The 18,515-nt window shown below is 63.8% G+C and carries 20 protein-coding genes; 7 read left to right on the plus strand and 13 right to left on the minus strand.

Going from position 1 to position 18,515, the window contains the following annotated elements; genetic code table 11:
- The first annotated feature begins 97 nt into the window (after positions 1-97).
- Positions 98-937, plus strand: coding sequence for a GNAT family N-acetyltransferase (locus ABLV49_RS07905; protein ID WP_349281066.1), 840 nt, complete (start codon positions 98-100; stop codon positions 935-937).
- A gap of 6 nt (positions 938-943) precedes the next feature.
- Here the strand turns inward: ABLV49_RS07905 and ABLV49_RS07910 are convergent, their stop codons facing one another.
- Positions 944-1,933, minus strand: a complete 990-nt coding sequence (locus tag ABLV49_RS07910) for an NADPH:quinone oxidoreductase family protein (protein ID WP_349281067.1) — start codon at positions 1,931-1,933, stop codon at positions 944-946.
- 157 nt (positions 1,934-2,090) lie between these two features.
- Between ABLV49_RS07910 and surE the strand changes: the two genes are divergently transcribed.
- The 4 genes from surE (at position 2,091) to rlmD (ending at position 6,319) form a co-directional block, all read left to right on the plus strand.
- A complete protein-coding gene (gene surE, locus ABLV49_RS07915) occupies positions 2,091-2,876 on the plus strand; it encodes a 5'/3'-nucleotidase SurE (protein ID WP_349281068.1) in 786 nt (261 codons plus the stop codon).
- 14 nt (positions 2,877-2,890) lie between these two features.
- Positions 2,891-3,745: a protein-L-isoaspartate(D-aspartate) O-methyltransferase gene (locus ABLV49_RS07920; protein ID WP_349281069.1), complete on the plus strand. Its 855-nt coding sequence runs from the start codon at positions 2,891-2,893 to the stop codon at positions 3,743-3,745.
- A gap of 57 nt (positions 3,746-3,802) precedes the next feature.
- Entirely contained in the window at positions 3,803-4,714 is a 912-nt protein-coding gene (locus ABLV49_RS07925) for a peptidoglycan DD-metalloendopeptidase family protein (RefSeq protein WP_349281070.1), read from the plus strand.
- 132 nt (positions 4,715-4,846) lie between these two features.
- Complete coding sequence (gene rlmD, locus ABLV49_RS07930) at positions 4,847-6,319, plus strand: 23S rRNA (uracil(1939)-C(5))-methyltransferase RlmD (protein WP_349281071.1); 1,473 nt, start codon at positions 4,847-4,849, stop codon at positions 6,317-6,319.
- A 73-nt stretch (positions 6,320-6,392) separates the two neighbouring features.
- On the opposite strand, the gene ABLV49_RS07935 is transcribed toward rlmD, so the two are convergent.
- Complete coding sequence (locus tag ABLV49_RS07935) at positions 6,393-7,085, minus strand: Bax inhibitor-1/YccA family protein (RefSeq protein WP_349281072.1); 693 nt, start codon at positions 7,083-7,085, stop codon at positions 6,393-6,395.
- Between the two features lie 207 nt (positions 7,086-7,292).
- On the opposite strand from ABLV49_RS07935, the gene ABLV49_RS07940 reads away from it, so the two are divergent.
- Positions 7,293-7,700, plus strand: a complete 408-nt coding sequence (locus ABLV49_RS07940) for a GlcG/HbpS family heme-binding protein (protein ID WP_349281073.1) — start codon at positions 7,293-7,295, stop codon at positions 7,698-7,700.
- A 190-nt stretch (positions 7,701-7,890) separates the two neighbouring features.
- On the opposite strand, the gene hemP is transcribed toward ABLV49_RS07940, so the two are convergent.
- The 6 genes from hemP to ABLV49_RS07970 all read right to left on the minus strand — a co-directional run bounded on the left by hemP (position 7,891) and on the right by ABLV49_RS07970 (position 11,148).
- Positions 7,891-8,094, minus strand: coding sequence for a hemin uptake protein HemP (gene hemP / locus ABLV49_RS07945; protein WP_349281074.1), 204 nt, complete (start codon positions 8,092-8,094; stop codon positions 7,891-7,893).
- 11 nt (positions 8,095-8,105) lie between these two features.
- Positions 8,106-8,516 (minus strand): ExbD/TolR family protein, encoded by a 411-nt coding sequence (locus ABLV49_RS07950; protein WP_349281075.1) that lies wholly within the window; start codon positions 8,514-8,516, stop codon positions 8,106-8,108.
- Positions 8,517-8,518: 2 nt separating this feature from the next.
- Complete coding sequence (locus ABLV49_RS07955; protein WP_349281076.1) at positions 8,519-9,247, minus strand: MotA/TolQ/ExbB proton channel family protein; 729 nt, start codon at positions 9,245-9,247, stop codon at positions 8,519-8,521.
- Positions 9,248-9,269: 22 nt separating this feature from the next.
- On the minus strand, positions 9,270-9,968 hold the full coding sequence (locus tag ABLV49_RS07960) for an energy transducer TonB (protein WP_415838190.1): 699 nt from the start codon (positions 9,966-9,968) through the stop codon (positions 9,270-9,272).
- A 151-nt stretch (positions 9,969-10,119) separates the two neighbouring features.
- Positions 10,120-10,353: a (2Fe-2S)-binding protein gene (locus ABLV49_RS07965; protein ID WP_349281078.1), complete on the minus strand. Its 234-nt coding sequence runs from the start codon at positions 10,351-10,353 to the stop codon at positions 10,120-10,122.
- Positions 10,354-10,446: 93 nt separating this feature from the next.
- Positions 10,447-11,148, minus strand: a complete 702-nt coding sequence (locus ABLV49_RS07970; RefSeq protein WP_349281079.1) for a transposase — start codon at positions 11,146-11,148, stop codon at positions 10,447-10,449.
- A 20-nt stretch (positions 11,149-11,168) separates the two neighbouring features.
- On the opposite strand from ABLV49_RS07970, the gene tnpA reads away from it, so the two are divergent.
- The gene (tnpA, locus tag ABLV49_RS07975; protein WP_349281080.1) at positions 11,169-11,588 is read left to right on the plus strand and encodes an IS200/IS605 family transposase; all 420 of its coding nucleotides are present in this window, start codon (positions 11,169-11,171) and stop codon (positions 11,586-11,588) included.
- Between the two features lie 513 nt (positions 11,589-12,101).
- Here tnpA and ABLV49_RS07980 read toward each other — a convergent pair.
- The 5 genes from ABLV49_RS07980 to ABLV49_RS08000 all read right to left on the minus strand — a co-directional run bounded on the left by ABLV49_RS07980 (position 12,102) and on the right by ABLV49_RS08000 (position 18,317).
- Positions 12,102-13,259: a DUF1513 domain-containing protein gene (locus ABLV49_RS07980; protein ID WP_349281081.1), complete on the minus strand. Its 1,158-nt coding sequence runs from the start codon at positions 13,257-13,259 to the stop codon at positions 12,102-12,104.
- 5 nt (positions 13,260-13,264) lie between these two features.
- The gene (locus ABLV49_RS07985; protein WP_349281082.1) at positions 13,265-14,374 is read right to left on the minus strand and encodes an imelysin family protein; all 1,110 of its coding nucleotides are present in this window, start codon (positions 14,372-14,374) and stop codon (positions 13,265-13,267) included.
- Positions 14,371-15,798: a di-heme oxidoredictase family protein gene (locus ABLV49_RS07990; RefSeq protein WP_349281083.1), complete on the minus strand. Its 1,428-nt coding sequence runs from the start codon at positions 15,796-15,798 to the stop codon at positions 14,371-14,373. The genes ABLV49_RS07985 and ABLV49_RS07990 overlap by 4 nt, the downstream gene beginning before the upstream one ends.
- A 10-nt stretch (positions 15,799-15,808) precedes the next feature.
- Positions 15,809-17,011 (minus strand): imelysin family protein, encoded by a 1,203-nt coding sequence (locus ABLV49_RS07995; RefSeq protein ID WP_349281084.1) that lies wholly within the window; start codon positions 17,009-17,011, stop codon positions 15,809-15,811.
- A 157-nt stretch (positions 17,012-17,168) separates the two neighbouring features.
- Positions 17,169-18,317: an ISAs1 family transposase gene (locus tag ABLV49_RS08000; protein WP_349280133.1), complete on the minus strand. Its 1,149-nt coding sequence runs from the start codon at positions 18,315-18,317 to the stop codon at positions 17,169-17,171.
- Between the last annotated feature and the right edge of the window lie 198 nt (positions 18,318-18,515).

The raw sequence follows: 18,515 nt of genomic DNA on the forward strand, positions 1-18,515 counted from the left end.
CCAGCCCCTTCCCAGGGGCTTTTTTACAACCCGTGCGCCGGCAAGCAAGCGGCGCGGCCGGTGTTGTGTGATTGACCCCGAAAACAAGGAATCAGCCATGAAAGAACTGCCCACACCGACCTTTGCGTTCTCGCCGGTCGGAACGCCACGGAGGTCACTTCATCCAGGCGCTCATGCGCTCGCTCCAGTCCCGCCGGTGGGGAAAATCTCGGTCAGCTGGGCCCGTCATCAGGACGAGGTCCGAGAAGCGCAGCGTCTGAGGTACCAGGTGTTCGCGCTGGAAATGGGCGCCACCTTGCCCAAGACCGTGCCCGGCCATGACATCGACCTGTTTGATGACTACTGCGAACACCTCTTGGTGCGCGACTCGGCCAGCGGGCAGGTGATCGGCACCTACCGCGTGCTGACGCCGACGCAGGCCAAGCGCGCCGGCAGCACCTACAGCGACATCGAGTTCGACCTGGTCCGGCTGCGAACCTTGCGCGGGCGCATGGTCGAGCTGGGCCGCAGCTGCGTGCATGCCGACCACCGGCATGGCGGCGTGATTTTGGCGCTGTGGGGCGCGCTGGCCGAGTTCATGGGGCGCAACCAGCTGGACACCATGATCGGCTGCGCCAGCATCCCGATGCAGCACAACGGCGTGCAGGGCGGGCACGCAGCGGCCAGTATCTGGCGCCAGCTCAGGCAGACGCATCTGGCCGCCATCGAATACCGGGTCACGCCGCGCCTGGCCCTGCCGGTGGAGCAACTGGACGATTCGCTGGTGGTCGAGCCGCCGGCATTGATCCGGGGCTACCTGCGGCTGGGCGCCCGGGTGCTCGGCGCGCCGGCCTGGGATCCTGACTTCAACTCGGCCGACCTGCCGATGATGATGCGCGTTGCCGACCTGCCGGCGCGCTACCTCAAGCATTATTCCGCCAGCGCGGCAGCCGCCTGAACCGGCTCAGGCCCGTTGTCCGTCATTGACCAGCACCAGTTTTCCCTTGACGCCGCGCGAACCCATGCGGGCGTAGGCGGCCTTGAGTTCGACCATCGGCAGGGTGCGGTCGATGACCGGCTTGATGATGCCCTCGGCATACCAGCGCGCCAGTTCGGCCATCGCGCTGGCGTTGGCCTTGGGCTCGTTTTTGGCAAAGCCGCCCCAGAACACGCCGACGATGGACGCGCCCTTGAGTAGCGTCAGGTTCAGCGGCAGCGCCGGAATGCTTCCTGCCGCAAAACCGACCACCAGGTAGCGGCCGCGCCAGGCAATCGAGCGAAAGGCCGGCTCGGCCAGGTCGCCGCCCACCGGGTCGTAAATCACGTCCGGGCCTTTGCCGCCGGTCAGCAGCTTGAGGGCTTCGCGCAGGTCCTGGGTGCTGTAGTTGATGGTGGCGTCGGCGCCGATTGATGTGCAGAGTGCGCATTTTTCATCGCTGGAGGCCGCCGCGATGACCCTGGCGCCCAGCGCCTTGGCAATCTGGATGGCCGAGGTGCCGACGCCGCCGGCCGCGCCCAGCACCAGCACGGTCTCGCCGGCCTGGAGCTGCGCGCGGTCGGCCAGCGCATGGTACGAAGTCGCGTAGATCATGATGAAGGCGGCGGCATCGACAAACGGAAAATCCGCCGGCAGGGGCATGCACAGCGCAGCCGGCGCCAGCGTGTGCGTCGCAAAGCCGCCGGTGCCCGACAGGCAGGCGACATGCTGGCCGACCTGCAGGTGGCTCACGCCGTCGCCGACCGCCTGCACCACGCCGGCATATTCGGAGCCGGGCACGAAGGGCAGCGGCGGCTTCACCTGGTACTTGTCCTGCACGATCAGCAGGTCCGGGAAATTCAGGCTCGCCGCCTTGATTTCGATCAGCACTTCGCCCGCCCCAGGCTGCGGCGTGGGCAGTTCCGTCCAGGTCAGGGCGTCAACGCCGGTGGGATTTTGGCAAAGCCAGGCATGCATGGGGTATCTCCGAAACAGGGTACGAACATCCAGGGTTCATCGGGCGGCAGGAAGGCCCGATGAAATCGCATCGAGCAGTGATCATAGGCAAACCGGCCCGTCTTGCACCCCTGAAAACCCGCACCGCCTGTCTCGGTCGTGACCGTAGAATCCAAGCATGAAAATCCTGATCTGCAACGACGACGGCTACCAGGCCAGCGGCATCGTCGCCCTGTATGAAGCGCTCAAAACCATCGCCGATGTCGAGGTGGTGGCGCCCGAGCAGAACAACAGCGCCAAATCCAATGCCCTGACGCTGCATTCGCCGATGTATGTGCAGACCGCGGCCAACGGCTTTCGCTATATCAACGGCACGCCCGCCGACTGCGTGCACATCGCCCTGACCGGCCTGCTGGGCTACCGGCCCGATCTGGTGGTGTCGGGCATCAACAACGGCGCCAACATGGGCGACGACACGATTTATTCAGGCACCGTCGGCGCGGCCATGGAAGGCTATCTGTTCGGCATTCCGGCCATCGCGTTTTCCCAGACCGAAAAAGGCTGGACGCATATCGACGTGGCGGCGCAACAGGCGCGCAACCTGATCAAGCAGCTGATCCCTTCGCTCGAAGCCGTGGCCGAAGGCGCGCAGCCGGCCGTTCCGCCCTGGCTGCTGAATGTGAACATTCCCAATTTGCCGGCCGGGCAGGTCGAGGGCTTCAAGGTGTGCCGGCTGGGGCGCCGCCATGCGGCCGAGCGCGTCATCGTGCAGACCAGCCCGCGCGGGGAAAGCATGTACTGGATAGGCGGCGCCGGCCCGGCCAAGGAGGCCGGCGAGGGCACCGACTTTCATGCCACCACCCAGGGCTATGTGTCCATCACGCCGCTGCATGTGGATTTGACGGACCATGAGCGGCTGCCGTACTGGGCGCAAACAGCGGCCAGGCTCACGCACAAGCACTGAGAAGGTAACTGGCCATGAAGACTCCGTTGAAGCCGCCTTTCGATTCCGCCGGCAAACTGTCTTCAGCCGGTTCCCGGCCTGCGTTTCCGGTGCAGCTCAATGCCGGAAAAGGCAATCATTTTGCTACCAAAACAGTAGCTGCTGCTGCCCGTTCCACAAGCAGTAATGGCAAAAATGACCTTAAAAAACCGTTTCAGCCGGGAGCCTCGGATGGGTTCGGGCTGGACTCGGCGGTGCGCGCGCGCATGGTGCGCCGGCTGGCCGAGCAGGGTGTGCTCGATGCACGGGTGCTGGCGGCCATGGGGGCCGTGCAGCGCCACCATTTTGTCGATACCGCGCTGGCCAACATGGCCTATGAAGACACCAGCCTGCCGATTGGGTTTGGCCAGACCATCTCCAAGCCCAGTGTGGTGGCGCGCATGCTCGAATTGCTGCAGCAGGGGTTGACTGACGCCAGCGGCCGCTTGGGGCGGGTGCTGGAGATTGGCACCGGCTGCGGCTACCAGGCGGCGGTCCTCAGCCACCTGGCCACCGAGGTTTACAGCATGGAGCGCTTGCGCGGCCTGCATGACAAGGCCCGGGAGAATCTGCGCCCCCTGCGCCTGGCCAATGTGCACCTGCTGTTCGGCGATGGCATGCACGGTTTTGCCAAGGGCGCGCCGTATGCCGCCATCATTGCCGCAGCCGGCGGCGAAGCCATTCCGCCGGCCTGGACCGAGCAGCTGGCCGTGGGCGGACGCCTGGTGGCGCCGCTCCAGGATGCCAGCGGTGCCCAGGCGCTGGCGGTGATTGACAGGACGCCGCAGGGAATTCGGCAGACTTTACTGGAGGCGGTTCACTTTGTCCCTTTAAAATCAGGAATCGGTTGAGCTTGGGCGTGCGAATGGCAGCCCGGCAATGGGCAATGGTTAATGAAGAAAGAATCAATGAGTAAAAGCACCTGGTCAAACAGCATGGAATCCCTTCCTGCCTGCGGCCCCCACAAGCGCACCCACTGGACTTCCGGACTGGCGCTGCCCTGCGCCCTGGCGGCGGCCGTGCTGCTGGCTGTCGGCTGCGGTTCACGTTCCCTGAGCAATGCGCCCGTCGAAGACCGCGGCACCGGCCTGTCGCGCCCGGCGCCCGTTGATCCGGTCAAACTGCTGCCGGGCGCTGAAAATGCCGGAAAACCCGGCTATTACAGCGTCAAGCGCGGCGACACCATGATCCGCATCGGCCTGGAAAATGGCCAGAACTGGCGCGACATTGCCCGCTGGAACAACCTTGAAACTCCCTATCTGATCGAAGTCGGTCAGGTGCTGCGGGTCGTGCCGCCCGGCAGCGACGGAACCCAGGCCGTCGTCCGGCCGGTCCTGCCGGGCTCGGCCGGAAGCGCGCCGGTGCAGGGCGGCAGCGGCGCCCAGGCTTCTTCAGCGCCGGTCAATGGCAATGGCAATGGTTCGGCTTCGCCGGCTTCCTCGGGCAGTGACGAGGATGTCGGCTGGATCTGGCCGGCCCAGGGCCCGCTGGTGGCCGGCTTTGATGAAGCCAAGAACAAGGGGCTGGATATTTCAGGCAAGTCCGGCGACCCCGTGCTGGCGTCCGCCGACGGCCGCGTGGTGTATTCGGGTGCCGGCCTGCGCGGCTACGGCAACCTGATCATCCTCAAGCACAACAACACCTTCCTGACCGCCTATGCGCACAACAAGAGCCTGCTGGTCAAGGAAGACCAGACCGTCAAGAAGGGCCAGAAGATTGCCGAAATGGGCAACAGCGATTCCGAGAAGGTCAAGCTGCATTTTGAAATCCGCCGCCAGGGCAAACCGGTCGATCCGGCCAAATACCTGCCGGCCAAGTAAGCCTTCGCGGCTGAAATAAAAAAGGAGCCCCGCCTGTGTGCCGGGCTCCTTTTTTCATGCCGGGACGGATTTTCAGGCCGCATCGGTTCATGGTTCTCAAAAGCCGGCCCCTGTGGCCTGAGACAATTGGGAATGATCGAAGAAACCCAGACACCGCCCCCACCCGCGCCCGCACCCGCACCCGCCGAGTATCCGATTGACCTGCTGACCGTCGAGTCCCTCGACATCGAGGCCCAGGGCATTGCCCACCGCGCCGATGGCAAGGTCGTGTTCATCGAAGGCGCACTGCCTTTCGAGCAGGTGAGCGCCAACGTGTACCGCAAGAAAAGCAGCTTTGAAAAAGCCACGCTGACGGCGATTTACCGCGAGTCGTCGCAGCGCGTGACGCCTGCCTGCCCGCACTTCGGCATGCACACCGGCGCCTGCGGCGGCTGCAAGATGCAGCACCTGCACATCGGCGCGCAGGTCGCCGTCAAGCAGCGCGTGCTCGAAGACAACCTGCGCTTCATCGGCAAAGTCAAGGCCGACAACCTGCTGCGGCCGATTGAAGGGCCGGCCTGGCATTACCGCTACCGCGCGCGCCTGTCGGTGCGCTATGTGCGCAAGAAAGGCACAGCGCTGGTCGGTTTCCATGAGCGCAAGAGCGCCTACGTGGCCGACATGACCGAGTGCCATGTGGTGCCGCAGCATGTCAGCGACATGCTGGTGCCGCTGCGCGGGCTGATCAGCAGCATGGACGCCCGGGAAACCATTCCGCAGATCGAGATGGCCTGCGGCGACGACCTGACGGCGATGGTGCTGCGCCACATGGAGCCGCTCAGCGCGGCCGACCTGGCGCGGCTGCGCGCCTTTGCCGCAGCTAATCCGGGCTTGCAGTGGTGGGTTCAGTCCGGCGGGCTGGACACCGTCAAGCTGCTCGATGACCAGGTCGCGGAGTTGAACTACGGCCTGCCCGAGTTCGGTATCACCATGCCGTTCAAGCCGACCGATTTCACCCAGGTCAACCCGCACATCAACCAGGTGCTGGTGTCGCGCGCGCTGCGCCTGCTGGGTGTGCAGCCGACCGAGCGGGTGATCGACTGGTTTTGCGGCCTCGGCAATTTCACGCTGCCGCTGGCGACAAAGGCGCGCGAGGTGCTGGGCATTGAAGGCAGCGAGGTGCTGGTCGCCCGTTCACGCGAAAATTATGAGCGAAACAAGGCTTCATCGCACGTCCGGCCTGCGCTGGCAGCTACCAAGTTTGTAGCAAGGAACCTGTTCGAGATGACGCCGGCCATGCTGGTCAGGGACGGCGCGGCGGAAAAATGGCTGGTCGATCCGCCGCGCGAAGGCGCGTTCGAGCTGTTCAAGTCGCTGGCCGCGCTGCACCGGCAGCTGGTGACCGGTGTGCCGTGCGACGACGGCATCCACCAGCAAAGCCTGGCGCTGGGCGACTGGACGCCGCCCAGTCGCATCGTCTATGTGAGCTGCAACCCGGCGACGCTGGCGCGCGATGCGGGCGTGCTGGTCGAGGGCGGCGGCTACCGCTGCACGGCGGCCGGCGTGGTCAACATGTTTCCGCACACCGCGCATGTCGAGTCGATGGCGGTGTTCGAGCGGCTGTAGGCGGTGATGCGCTTGCGGCGCGCATGAAAAAAGGGCCTTGAAGGCCCTTTTTTCGATGGCGTGGCAAAAAAGCTTAGTCGCGTTCGCCGCCCATGATGCCGAGCAGGGCCAGCAAGGCCTGGAACACGTTGAACAGGTCCAGGTACAGGGCCAGCGTGGCGCGGATGTAGTTGGTTTCGCCGCCGTCCAGGATCTGCTTCAGGTCATACAGCATGTAGGCGCTGAAAATGCCGATCACCGCGACCGAAATCGCCATCATGCCGGCCGTGGAGCCGACGAAGACGTTGACGATGGAGCCCACCATCACGACCAGCGCGCCGACGAACAGCCATTTGCCCATGCCGGAAATGTCGCGCTTGATCACGCTGGCCAGCGTCGCCATGACGGCAAACACGCCGGCCGTGCCGCCCATGGCCGTCATGATCAGCTGCGAGCCATTGCTGAAGCCCAGGATCATGCCGATCATGCGCGACAGCATCAGGCCCATGAAGAAGGTAAAGCCCAGCAGCACCGGAACGCCGGCTGCCGAGTCCTTGGTCTTTTCAATGGCATACATGAAGCCGAAGGCGCCGCCCAGGAAAACGATCAGGCCCAAGCCGCCACCCAGTGCCTGGGTGATGCCGGTGGCCACGCCCAGCCAGGCGCCCGCAATCGTCGGCAGCATGCTCAGGGCCAGCAGCCAGTAAGTGTTGCGCATGACCTTGTTGCGCTGTTCGGCCGAGTTCGCCAGGCCGGCGTAGCCGAAGCGTTGGACGTTATCAGACATAGTTTCAATCTCCCATAGAGCCCGCGAAGGCAGGCAACGCTTTCATTTTAAGGGACGGGCCTGTTTTTTCAAGCAAGCAGGCAGACCCAGCTCCTACTATTTGTAAGGGTTCTTTCAGCCCATTTGCAGGCAATCGGCGCACGCAGGGCTTTCAAATTTGCGTATGCTTGACGCCTTTCACCCTGCATCAGAAAGAATCAAATCTCCATGAAAACCAAAGCCGTGCTTGAACAGGCCGACATCAAACTCATCGCCGCAGCCGCCGAGGCTGAAGCCCTGGCCAACAACTGGGCCGTGACCATCGCCATCGTCGATGACGGCGGCCATTTGCTGCACCTGCAGCGCCTTGACGGCGCGGCGGCCCTGTCGGCCCACATTGCACCGGCCAAGGCCAACACCGCCGCCATGGGCCGCCGCGAGAGCAAGACCTATGAGGACATCATCAATGGCGGCCGCACGTCATTCCTGTCGGCGCCTTATGTCCAGGGCATGCTAGAAGGCGGCGTGCCCATCGTCAAGGACGGCCAGTGCATAGGTGCGGTCGGCGTCAGCGGCGTGAAGTCCACCGAAGATGCGCAGATTGCGCGCGCCGGCATTGCCGCCATCGGCTTGTAAACTTCCCGGCCTGACGTGAAAAAGCCGACGCCTGGCGTCGGCTTTTTTCATGGAAATTGAGTTCAGCAGTCTTCGTGGCAAGAAAAAAAGCCTGGCTATTCGACCCGGTAAAGGTCCGTGGCTGGCCAAAACGACCTTGGAGCGTGTAGCCCGGATCGTCCCACGATGAAACTGGTGAATGCGATGCTGCTTATTTGGTCAGGATCAATTTGCCCAGACGCGTGGCCTGCAGGCGGTAGGTCAGGCCGTTGTGGCTGATGTCCACTGTTTTTTGGCCGCGCAGCAACTCGGTGCTGTCCACGCAGCCAGGGCGGCTGTCGGCAGCCTGGGGGCTTGACGCGGTCGAGGCCGGTTTCTGGCTTGCGCCTATGGCATGGGGTTGCGCTTGGGACATGGATGCTTGCCTCAGTTCTTCGGTTCGGTGATGAAGCCGATCTTGCGCACGCCGGCCTGTTGCGCCGCCGCCATGGCCTGCGCCACGCGCTCGTAGCGAACGGCCTTGTCGCCCCGGATGTGCAGGTCGGGCTGCGGTTCCTGGGCGGCGGCCGCTTTCAGCCGGAGCGCCAGTTCCTCGTCGGTGATTTTCGCGTCGTTGAAGTAGTAGCTGCCTTCGGCATCGACGCTGAGCCGGACCGTTTCCGGCTTGATGAGCTGCTGCTCGTTGCTGGCGCGCGGCAGGTCGATGTTGACGGAATGCTTCATGACCGGCACGGTGATGATGAAGATGATCAACAGCACCAGCATGACATCGACCAGCGGCGTCATGTTGATCTCGTTCATCACCTCGTCGGTGTCGTCCTGGGTTCCGAAAGCCATGCTCAGCTCCCTTTTCTCATGACCAGCACATTGGCCGCGCCGGGGCCGCTGACCCGGGCGCCGGTCAGGAAATAGGCGTGCAGGTCATGCGCGAAACGGTTGAGCTTGCCGCTGACCGACTTGTTGCCGCGCACCAGGGCGTTGTAGCCCAGCACTGCGGGAATGGCGACCGCCAGGCCCATCGCGGTCATGATCAGGGACTCGCCGACTGGGCCGGCGACCTTGTCGATGCTGGCCTGGCCGTTCAGGCCAATCGCCAGCAGTGCATGGTAGATGCCCCAGACCGTGCCGAACAGGCCGACGAAGGGCGCGGTGGAGCCGACCGAGGCCAGCACGGCCAGGCCGGACTGCATGTTGGCGCTGATGTCGTCAATCGAATTGCGCAGGCTGCGCGTGACCCATTCGCTCAGGTCGAGCGCGTCATGCAGTTGCGGCTTGGTGTTGCCATCCTTGTGCAGCACATGGGCCGTGGCTTCGCGGCCTTCAAGGGCCAGCAGGCGAAACGGATTGGCCGGGTCGGCGCCGAACTTGGACAGGCCATCGGCGAAGTCGGCGCTGTGCCAGAAGCTTTCGGTCGCCTTGGCCTGCGCCGAGAGCCGGCGCACGTCGAGCGCCTTGATGATGATGACCATCCACGAGGCCAGCGACATGAGCAGCAGCAGGATGGCAACGCTTTTGGTGACGATGTCGCCTTGTGACCAGACGTGGGCAAGGCCGAATTGGGTTTCCATTTTTTTAACGACTCCAGAAGGACTATTCAAGAACAAAATTGATGGGCACGTTGAACCACATTTCCTCGGCCACGCCGCCGCGCTTGCCGGGCACGTAGCGCCATTTGAGGACGGTGGCCAGCGCGGCCTGGTCGAGGCGCTCAAAGCCGCTGGACTGCCGAAGCTCGGCTTTCTGCGGCACGCCGTCGGCGCCTATCAGCACGCGGACAACGACCTTGCCCTGCTCGCCAAGGCGCTTGCTGAGCGGGGGATAGGCCGGCTTGGGGTTTTGCAGGTAGTCGGCATTGCTGGACGGCAACTGCACGGCCGCAGGCGCTGGCGCTGCAGGCGGCGCTGCTGGCGCTTCGGGAGCCGCAGTAGGCGTGCTTGCAACAGCCGGTGCGAGGCTGCCCGTGGGGGCGTTGGGCGAGGGCGTCGGGTCGGCAATGGCCAGCGGCTGCGCTTGCGGCCGGGCGGCTGGCTTCGGAACGACTTTTTTCTGCACGCTGGGCGTGACGGGCCGTACCGGTGGCGCGGGTGGAGCAGGGGGGGCGGGTTCTGCCTTGGGTTCGGGGAGTTCGATCAATTGCGCCAGCACCTCGACAGGAACAATCAGTTGCGCCGTGCGCAGCAGCAGGCCGCTTTGCAGCGCCCAGATCAGGCCGACATGCAGCGCCACCACGCCCAGCGCAATCGCGGCGTTGCGGCTCAGGCGCGGGCGAGGCAGGTCGGCTGGCGGCATGGAGAAGGCTGAAAGGGCGGTGGCGTTCATTGAAGTGGAACCATCATGCGGGCTGATGGCACGGCGTGCCATGACGTGAGTCATGGCTGGCGCCGGAAAATCCAGCAGGCAGAGCCGATCACCAGGATCAGGCTGACGGGAAGGGCGGCAATCACAGCGCCAGGGTGTTCCATGACGGGCCTTTTGCAACAGGGGCGGCCAGCGAGACATTGGCGCTCGGGCGGGTGGCGCTGCATTGCGCCACCACGTCACGGGCGCAGCCTTCGCAGCGGCCGCACTGGGTCGCCACGCCAAGCTCGAACTGGATATCGTCAAAACCCATGCCGGCATGCGCATGGCGGGCAATTTCACGGTCAGAGATTCGGCGGCAGACACAGATGATCATGATGATGGATTGGGCTGGCTGATGAACAAGGAGTGTTGACAGTATAAATGCGAATCGCTCTTATTTGCAATAACCTTGTTCTCTGACGGTCACTTATTTTTGACTGCTCCCCTGCCTGAAGGCCGGGGATTCTGATTCCCGCTGCGCCTGCTTACGGGCGCCTGCGCGCTGCACTTTAGCCAGCTTCGCTTCACTGGCCCGGTACCAGCGGCCTTCAAGCGTCTGGCCACTTGAAGCCGTGGCGCAGGTCTTGTTGCCCAGGTCGATGCCGACCGCGACAACTCCTTCGGATGGAATGCCTTCAATCTCCACGGCCACGTTCAAATACCAACGGCCTCGCGCATCCTGGCTGATGGAGCCGGCGCGCAGTTCAAACTTGCTCAGGCCGTAGCTGTCCCACAGGCTCAGATTCAAGCCGCAGAATTTCACCTGCCCATTGCGATAAGAAACGCCGCCCTTTTTGAACGGTATCCAGCCCAGCGAGTACTTGGCGGACTTCGGGTTGCTCACGCGCCAGTTCAGCCGGGCTTTCTTGAACTGCCTGCGCCGGGTGGCGTATTCCTCGCACACGAGCTGGACGGTGGCGCTGCCGACCTTGACACCTTCGCACTTGCTGAAACCCGCCGTGTACTTTTGCAGGTCGTAGGCGCTCAGCCACTTCTGGCGCTCACGGATGGAGCGGTGCGACAACTCGTTGACGTAGTTCCAGACCTGATTGACCTCTCGCGCTATCGCCGCAAGGGCAGGCGTGTGCTTGTCCTTGATGCGCAGCTTGAGGGTTTTGACTGTTTTCACGGTTCAATTATAATTGGTCTATGAATAAGAATAAAGAACTTCGACAAGGCAGACACTGTGTTTTTGCGATTCATGTGCATTTGGTCTTTGTTACGAAATATCGCCGTGGGGTATTCAAGGCTGAACACATGGCAGCGATGCAGGGCATCATGGCCTCCATCTGCAAGGACTTTGAAGCACAACTGGTTGAGTTCAATGGCGAGGCTGACCATGTGCATTTGCTGGTGAACTACCCACCAAAGGTTGCGCTATCGACGCTGGTGAACAGCTTGAAGGGTGTCTCCAGCCGGTTGATGCGAAAAGAGTATGGAGACTTCCACCCTTGGCTAAAACGCCGTGGTGTGCTGTGGTCGCCAAGCTACTTTGCCGCATCGTGTGGGGGCGCGCCGATTGAAATACTCAGGCAGTACATCCAGCAGCAGCAGGCTATCGACGCGTAGGCGCTCAGACCCCGGCATGAATGCCGGGGCTTGCCGCTTGGGGAGGGTCATTCCCGCGAAGGCGGGAATCCAGCAACACGGGCTGAAATACTCAAACGAGTCTGGATACCCGCCCCCGATCAGGCCCTGGGCAGGCTCTTCGCGGGTATGACGATGTTGATTCCAGTACGCATGCGCCAACACGCAAAAGGTATTTTCAAGCACATATTTACTCCTGATTTAATAGCTACTCATGCATACCTTGATTGCGAAAGAGGCATATTTGGTACCTGAAAAAGCGGGTTTTAGAGCCAAAACAGGCCCCCAGAGGGCGTGAAAGCGCTGCCCAGGGAGGAAAAACCACTACTTTTCAGCATCAAATCAGCCTCTAGAGCAATGAGTACGGGCGCAAGCAGCTATGCAATTCATAGCATGGCAAAAACCCTGTCTATCAATAGACGGCATTTCTGAAATTTCTGCGTCCCTTATTGCTGGCCGCATCCTTGGCACTTCTTGAACCGGCCAAGGCAGGGGCTATGCCCTGCGCGGTGATGGAGGCAGGCAGGCCCAGTGGTTGTCCAGCCTGACATCGCCCGGCATCATTTTGTGCGGAAGGCGCGCGGCGCCGGAGCTGCCGTTGATCCACAGGGCATCATTCTGGCCGCCAGCCCAGCAGCCCTTGTCCCCAGCGGCCACGGCGCAGGCATGGGGCAGCGCGACCAGTTCGCGCCACGAACCATCGGTATTGAACAAGGCCAGGCCGTGGACACGCGGGCAACCCACGGCCCAGCCGTCCTTCAGGGCACAAATGGCGCCGCCATAGCCCGCAAGGCTGGTGGCGGCTTCAAACGGTTTGAGCGCGCTGCCGTTAAACAGGGCCAGCACCGGCGCCTGGTTTTTTTGCGCGGCGGCCTCGTGCTCGGCCTGCAGCGCAATGCCCAGCAAGGGCGGATGCTTCGCGTCGGAAGCGCCTTGCCACGCCAGATGCCGCAGGCTCAGGCGCTTGTCCGCCAGGCGCCACTGGCCCAGCAGCGCGCCCGTGCCGGCATCGAGCCTGACGAGCGAGGAGTCCATCTGGTCCATATCCAGTTTTGCGCGTCCGGTTTCGGGCCGGGTGGGAACGCCGCCGTTGGCCACCAGCAGCGCGGGGTGGGCCGGGTCCGCCTCGTCCCAGATCAGCTCGTGCGAGTCGATGCCGAAAGTCGGCCACTCTTCGATCTTGGCCAGCGAGCGTGCATCGCGCACGCCGACCAGCCCGGCGCCGGTTTCCAGGTCCGTTTCGGTGGTGTAGAGCCGCTGGCCGTCCGGACTGGCGATGACATGCCCGTTGAAGGCCCGGCCAGGGTCAGCCCATTGCCATTGCACCGGCTTGCCGCCCTGGGGCGACCAGCGCAGCAGCCAGTCGCCGGGCCGGCGGGCCACCGCCAGCAGGGTTTCGTCCGGCAGGGCCAGCACGCCGTGCGCGCGGGTCGGCACGGCAATGGACTGCACTATCCCCAGCGTGTCCAGCGCGCCTTGGGCTTGCGGCGATAGCACGCCAATCGCAAAACCGCCAGCGCCTTCCCACGCGGCGACCAGCAGCGCGGAAGGCGGCGAGTCGGCCGGGCGCGTGGCTGCGCTGCAAAGCCAGGGTACCAAACCCAGTCCGCCAAGGCCGCCCAGCATGCCAAGCGCCGCGCGCCGGGTGCTCATGCCCCTTAGTCTCCGTCCGCGTCGGAAAAGCCCATGCTGATGTCCAGCGCAGGCGCTACCTTGCCCTCGGCCACGCGCTTGAGGCTGGCCAGCGAACGCGCGGCATCAAGCACCTGCGGATGACCCGGCGCACGGCTGGCGGTGAGGTTGCGGATGCGCAGGTCGGTTTGCCGGGTCGCGGCCAGCAGCGCGTCGGCCACCGGGTTGAGTCCCTTGCCGCGCAGGTAAGTTTCCAGCGGTACCAGCCCTTGGCCGGGCAACGGGGCTTCCTGGCCCGTCAGCACGCCCAGGCTGCGCAGCGCTTCCCATTGGTTGGCCCAGCTTTGCGCCGTCTGGCCGCTGGCCGCGCGGGGCCACTCGGGGGCCTCCCTTGGCTTGGCCGCGCGCAGCGGCTTTTCCATCTGCGCCCAGCGCAGGCGTTCCAGGCCGCCCACCCATTGATTGACCAGTTCGCCCATTCCGGCAATGACTATTTCCGGCTCGGCGTTCGGCCAGTCGGTAGCCGCCAGCGCCTTGAAGTCGTGCTGCAAGGCCAGTGCTTCGCGTTCCACGTCCAGCGCCACCTCTTGCGCATAAGCGCAGGCGGCGGAGCCCGGCGCCACCGGCTGCGTCCACAGTAGCCATTCGAGTGCCGGCAGGCCCTTGGCCGGCGTGCCGACGCGCTCCATGGCCGCAGGCCCTTGCGGCGCGGCACGGATGGCTTTGTCGATGAGGGCCGGGCGCGTCGGCGAAAAGTCGATTTGCCGCTGGGAGCGGCGGGTGATCAGCGGCCCGACGGCCACCGTCGAAAGCCGCTCCCAGGCGCGGGTCGTGGCTTGCCACTGCACGCGCGCGGCAGACTGCGCTTCGCCGGCTGGCGGGCTGGCATTGCACAGCGCCTTGACGGTCACGGGCAAGGCCTGCGCCTCGCGGGCAAAGTCGTCAGCCCGTGGCAGCGTCCAGTGCTGGTGCAGCCCTTGCAGGATGTTGTCCGGGGCGTAGGCCGGAACGGCTACTTTCGCCCAGTTGGCCTGCGCCATGGCCGATCCGCAGGCCAGCAGGCTGACCGCCAGCATCAGGGCCGGTCGCACCCGGGGTGCGCAGGGAATGGAAAACACCGGCAGCGAAAATTTCACAATGACTCCACGAATTTGACCAGCGCTTCACGCTGAGCCTTGTTCATCTTCAGCACCTGCTGCTTGCTGGCCTCGGCTTCGCCGCCGTGCCACAGAATAGCTTCGAGCGCGCCGCGCGCCCGGCCGTCGTGCAGCAGCCGGTCATGGCTGTTGACATCCCTGATCAGGCCGATGCCCCACAGCGGCGGCGTTTTCCACTGGCGGCCGCTGGCCTGGAAATCGGGCCGGCCATCGGCCAGGCCTTCGCCCATGTCGTGCAGCAGCAAGTCGGTGTAGGGCCAGATGCGCTGGCCGTTCAGCGCCTTGCTGGTCAGCTGCGGAAATGGCCCCGCCGTGGTGACATAGTCCGGCCGGTGGCAGGCCGCGCACTGCGCTTGCGCGAACAGCCGCTGGCCATGCACGGTTTGCGCGTCGTGTGCGTTTCTGCGCGCCGGGGGAGCCAGCGTGGCCTGGTAGAACACCACATCGCCCAGCGTCTTGTCGTCGATCTCGGGGCCTTCGCCGTGCGCGCCGCGCGGCGACTTCAGGCAATCGGTTTGGGTGGGCGTGCAGCTTTCGTCAGGGGCCTTCGATGAGGTGATGCCGACATCGCCCCGGAAAGCGCCGGCGGTCTGGTGCGCCACGCTGGCGACGTTGGCCTTCCAGCCAAAACGGCCCAGCATTTCGCGCCCGGCGAACGCATCCCAGACGCGGTTCGGCTGGCCCTTGATGGGGCCGGGCGTGGCCGCTTGCCGGGCCGCATTGCCGAGAATCTCCGTTTCGGGAATAGCTTCGAGCAGGCCCACGCCGATGATCTGCGGCGCGATGCGCGGCCCGATCATCACCCCGGGGTGCATGGGGCCATAGCCCAGGTGGCTGAAGCTGTAAACCGGTTGTTGCAGCGTGTAGCGCGTGCCGTCGGCAAAGCGGCCGCTGACCGGCGTGTAGCGAATCACCACCTCGCCTTCGGGCTTGACGCCTTGCACCGCCGCGTTGTTGAACTGGTCGCCGTACACCGGCTCGGGCACCACGCCGGCTTTGGGGCTGGCGTTGCCGGGCACGGACAGGCGCATCAGCAGCCCGACCGCCGGGTCTTGCCCCAGCCGGTTGCGGATTTGCGGCGGCTGGCCGCGTCCGTCGGTCACATGGCAGCCGCCGCAGGAGCGGGCGATGAAGTGTGGCCCGAGTCCGTCGCGCGCCGTGGTGGAGGCCGGCGCCTCGACCCAGTTGCGCTTGAAAAACGAGTTGCCGATGACAAAGCGCGTGCGCTCCTCATCGCTCAGGTTGGCCGCCGGGAACGAAAAGGCATTGCGCCCGGTGGCAAACACCGTGGTGTCGCCGCCGGGTTTTTCATCGTCCGGCGGGCTGGCCGCGCCGATGCCGAGGCTCATTCCAAGACTGGCGGTTCCGCAGAGCAACGCGGCGGCAAAACGTATTCCCATCATGGTTTTTCCATTACTTCTTGGGTGCGTCGAAAGCGACTCTGGTAATGCCCACGGCCTTGGCGGAGGCCGCCAGATCCTTGCTCTGCTGCGTCAGGCTGTCGATGGTTTTCTGGATGCGCAAGCGCCCGGCAGCGTCCTTGGCGCCGACGATTTCACGGTCAAACGGCGCCTGGATGCCTTCGGCTGCCACGACCGAGCCCGTGATCTGCTTCGTGGTTCGTTCGGCCAGACCAGCGTCCCTGGCTGCAACCAGGTCGCGCAGGGACGCGCCCTTGAGCACGCTGCCGTCGGCGCGCTTGTATTCGCCCAGCCAGACGTTCTGGATGCCACGGGCGTTGTTCACCACATCGCGGTGCGTGTTGTCGGAAAAGCAGGAATGCTCGTCTTCCTGGTCCTGGCTGTTCATCGCCACTTCCAGGCGTTCGCCGGCCAGCTCGCCGCGCGACAGCGAGCCCAGGCCCAGCAGGATCTTGCGCACCGACTCTTGGCCGCCTTTTTCGAACCTGGCACGGTAGTTGGTCTTGGCACCGGGCGCCCACTGTTTGGCCACGCTGCCCAGGTCGTCAACCAGCAGTTCGGTGACCGTGGTCAGGTACTGGCGGCGGCGGTCGGCGTTGGGTTTCTTGCCATCGACAAAATCTTCAAAGCTGCGGTCGCCGGGTCCGGTTTCCGACACATCCTGTCCCCACAGCAAAAACTCGATGGCATGCCAGCCGGTGGCGATGTTTTCTTCGCCGCCGCGCTCGTTTTGCGCCGACAGGCTCTTTTTGCTGATGGCGAACTTGCGCTTGTTGATCAGGCCGCTGTCGGGCTTGCTCTTGACGCCGTCCACATACGATTCATCCATCGGCCAGGCGTTGATGCGGCCTTCGGGGCCGTTGGCGTCATCAATCGGGCCGCCATAGAAGCGGAAAGCTTCGGTCTGGCCGTAGAACTCACGCGCCGCCAGCCAGGCCTTGCGCGCCGCTGCCAGGCTGTCGGCCGAAGGCGACTTGGCGAAGGCGTCGATGGCTTGTTGCATGGTTTTTGCGGCGGTCAGCGTGTCGGCATAGCTGGCTTCGACCAGGGCCGCGTAGTGTGAGGCCACTGCATTGAACGACACCGCGCCGGCGGGGGCCGTGACCCCGGCGGGGGCTGGGGCCGTCTGGGCCATGGCGGTCTGCGATGCGGGGATGAGCGCCAGCAGGCTTGCGGCGATGACAAGATGTTTCATGAAGCTCCTTGAAAGAATGCAGCGAAGTGAATGGGGAAACTACAAATGATAATTATTCGTATTTTAGAGTTGAAATAAGAGCAGACGCCATCAGCGCTGCCGAAGCTGTCGCCCTGCGCAGCAATGCAGACCGCAGGCACAGGCAGGGCAATCGCACCTAAATTGATAGCACGCTGCAATCAAGCACCTTGAGCATATAAGCCGGATCCCAGCCAGCGCGGCAGCGCTTGCTTTTGACGCTGGCCTTCAGGCTGGTCTCGCGCTGAAGCTGGGTGAGCGCCAGGCGGCGCAGGCACGCCAGGTTGGCCGGGCCTTCGTCCCTGCGCACTTTGCAGGCGTCCTCCCTGAAACTCACGTCCAGCGACCAGTGCAATTCGTTCTCCACCGCCCAGTGGCTGCGGATCGCCTGGGCAATGGTCTGTGCGCTCGCGCTCAAGGGCAAACTGCTGATGTAGTAGTGGGTCTCGTCGCTGGTTTTGCCTGCCACCTGGCGCGTGCGCCGCACCATGGCGATGGTTTGCAGGTTCGTCCAGTATTTGGTGGCGCGCTTGAGGTGCTCGGGCACCGCCATGAGCCAGTGTTCGCGGCTCTCAATGCGCCCGTGGTTGTGGGTACTGGCGCATTCCCGATAGTGGCTGTGCGCTGGCCCGATTTGCTCGCTGGCGTGGCAAGCCTCAAACCAGGCCGCAACTCCCCCGTGCAGGTGGCGGTGGTTGCCCTTGAGGTTGAGCACGTAGTCCGCTTCACTGTGCACGATGGCTTTGGTGATGGCCTTTTGACACCCCATGGCGTCAATGGTGACGATGCAGCCCTGGATGCTCAGCAGCTTGAGCAACTCGGGAATGGCGGTGATTTCGTTGGACTTTTTGTCCGTCTGCACCTGCCCCAGCAACATGCTGGCCTGGCACGCCCAGGCGCTCACGATATGCAGCGCCGACTGTCCGCCATGGCCCGAGCCGCGCACGCTCTTGCCATCAATGGCCACCACGCCCTGGACCTGGCCGGCAATGCTTTGCAGCCAGTCGATGCATACTTTCTCCAGCGCCTGCGAGTCAATGAGCTGGAACACCCGGCCAAACGTGTCGTGCGAGGCAATGCCATTGGGCAGCTTCAAAAACGTGGCGAACCATTCCTTCTTTGCCTTGCCAAACTGCACCACGTCAACCCAGTTATCGGCCCCGCCGATAACCGCGCACAGCGCAATCACCAAAATGTCCATCAGTTCATGGCGCCGTGTGCGCTCGATGCGAGGATCGGGCACCTGCCGCAAGTGCTCCATCAGGCTTGTCCCGGTGCTTTGCGTCATCAACAATTCAGGCTTCCCAAATCACATGACTATAGTTTCCTCCCCCTTTGCGCTTGGCTTCTTCAATTCCTGCTATCAATTTAGGTACGATTGCCCTGCAGGCACAGGCAGGTTGCTATTAAAAATGTAGCGCATTGCGCCCATGTACTGTGCGCTGAAGGCTTATTTTTTTCAAAAATCCGGTCGTGCTGGCGCTGC

Source organism: Polaromonas hydrogenivorans (assembly GCF_040105105.1).
Classification (GTDB): domain Bacteria; phylum Pseudomonadota; class Gammaproteobacteria; order Burkholderiales; family Burkholderiaceae_C; genus Polaromonas; species Polaromonas hydrogenivorans.

Bases quoted from the DNA above. Each gene is read 5' to 3' on its own strand.
- ABLV49_RS07905 (WP_349281066.1), top strand. From the start codon at position 98: ATGAAAGAACTGCCCACACCGACCTTTGCGTTCTCGCCGGTCGGAACG.
- ABLV49_RS07910 (WP_349281067.1), bottom strand. From the start codon at position 1,933: ATGCATGCCTGGCTTTGCCAAAATCCCACCGGCGTTGACGCCCTGACC.
- surE (WP_349281068.1), top strand. From the start codon at position 2,091: ATGAAAATCCTGATCTGCAACGACGACGGCTACCAGGCCAGCGGCATC.
- ABLV49_RS07920 (WP_349281069.1), top strand. From the start codon at position 2,891: ATGAAGACTCCGTTGAAGCCGCCTTTCGATTCCGCCGGCAAACTGTCT.
- ABLV49_RS07925 (WP_349281070.1), top strand. From the start codon at position 3,803: ATGAGTAAAAGCACCTGGTCAAACAGCATGGAATCCCTTCCTGCCTGC.
- rlmD (WP_349281071.1), top strand. From the start codon at position 4,847: ATGATCGAAGAAACCCAGACACCGCCCCCACCCGCGCCCGCACCCGCA.
- ABLV49_RS07935 (WP_349281072.1), bottom strand. From the start codon at position 7,085: ATGTCTGATAACGTCCAACGCTTCGGCTACGCCGGCCTGGCGAACTCG.
- ABLV49_RS07940 (WP_349281073.1), top strand. From the start codon at position 7,293: ATGAAAACCAAAGCCGTGCTTGAACAGGCCGACATCAAACTCATCGCC.
- hemP (WP_349281074.1), bottom strand. From the start codon at position 8,094: ATGTCCCAAGCGCAACCCCATGCCATAGGCGCAAGCCAGAAACCGGCC.
- ABLV49_RS07950 (WP_349281075.1), bottom strand. From the start codon at position 8,516: ATGGCTTTCGGAACCCAGGACGACACCGACGAGGTGATGAACGAGATC.
- ABLV49_RS07955 (WP_349281076.1), bottom strand. From the start codon at position 9,247: ATGGAAACCCAATTCGGCCTTGCCCACGTCTGGTCACAAGGCGACATC.
- ABLV49_RS07960 (WP_415838190.1), bottom strand. From the start codon at position 9,968: ATGCCGCCAGCCGACCTGCCTCGCCCGCGCCTGAGCCGCAACGCCGCG.
- ABLV49_RS07965 (WP_349281078.1), bottom strand. From the start codon at position 10,353: ATGATCATCTGTGTCTGCCGCCGAATCTCTGACCGTGAAATTGCCCGC.
- tnpA (WP_349281080.1), top strand. From the start codon at position 11,169: ATGAATAAGAATAAAGAACTTCGACAAGGCAGACACTGTGTTTTTGCG.
- ABLV49_RS07980 (WP_349281081.1), bottom strand. From the start codon at position 13,259: ATGAGCACCCGGCGCGCGGCGCTTGGCATGCTGGGCGGCCTTGGCGGA.
- ABLV49_RS07990 (WP_349281083.1), bottom strand. From the start codon at position 15,798: ATGATGGGAATACGTTTTGCCGCCGCGTTGCTCTGCGGAACCGCCAGT.
- ABLV49_RS07995 (WP_349281084.1), bottom strand. From the start codon at position 17,011: ATGAAACATCTTGTCATCGCCGCAAGCCTGCTGGCGCTCATCCCCGCA.
- ABLV49_RS08000 (WP_349280133.1), bottom strand. From the start codon at position 18,317: ATGACGCAAAGCACCGGGACAAGCCTGATGGAGCACTTGCGGCAGGTG.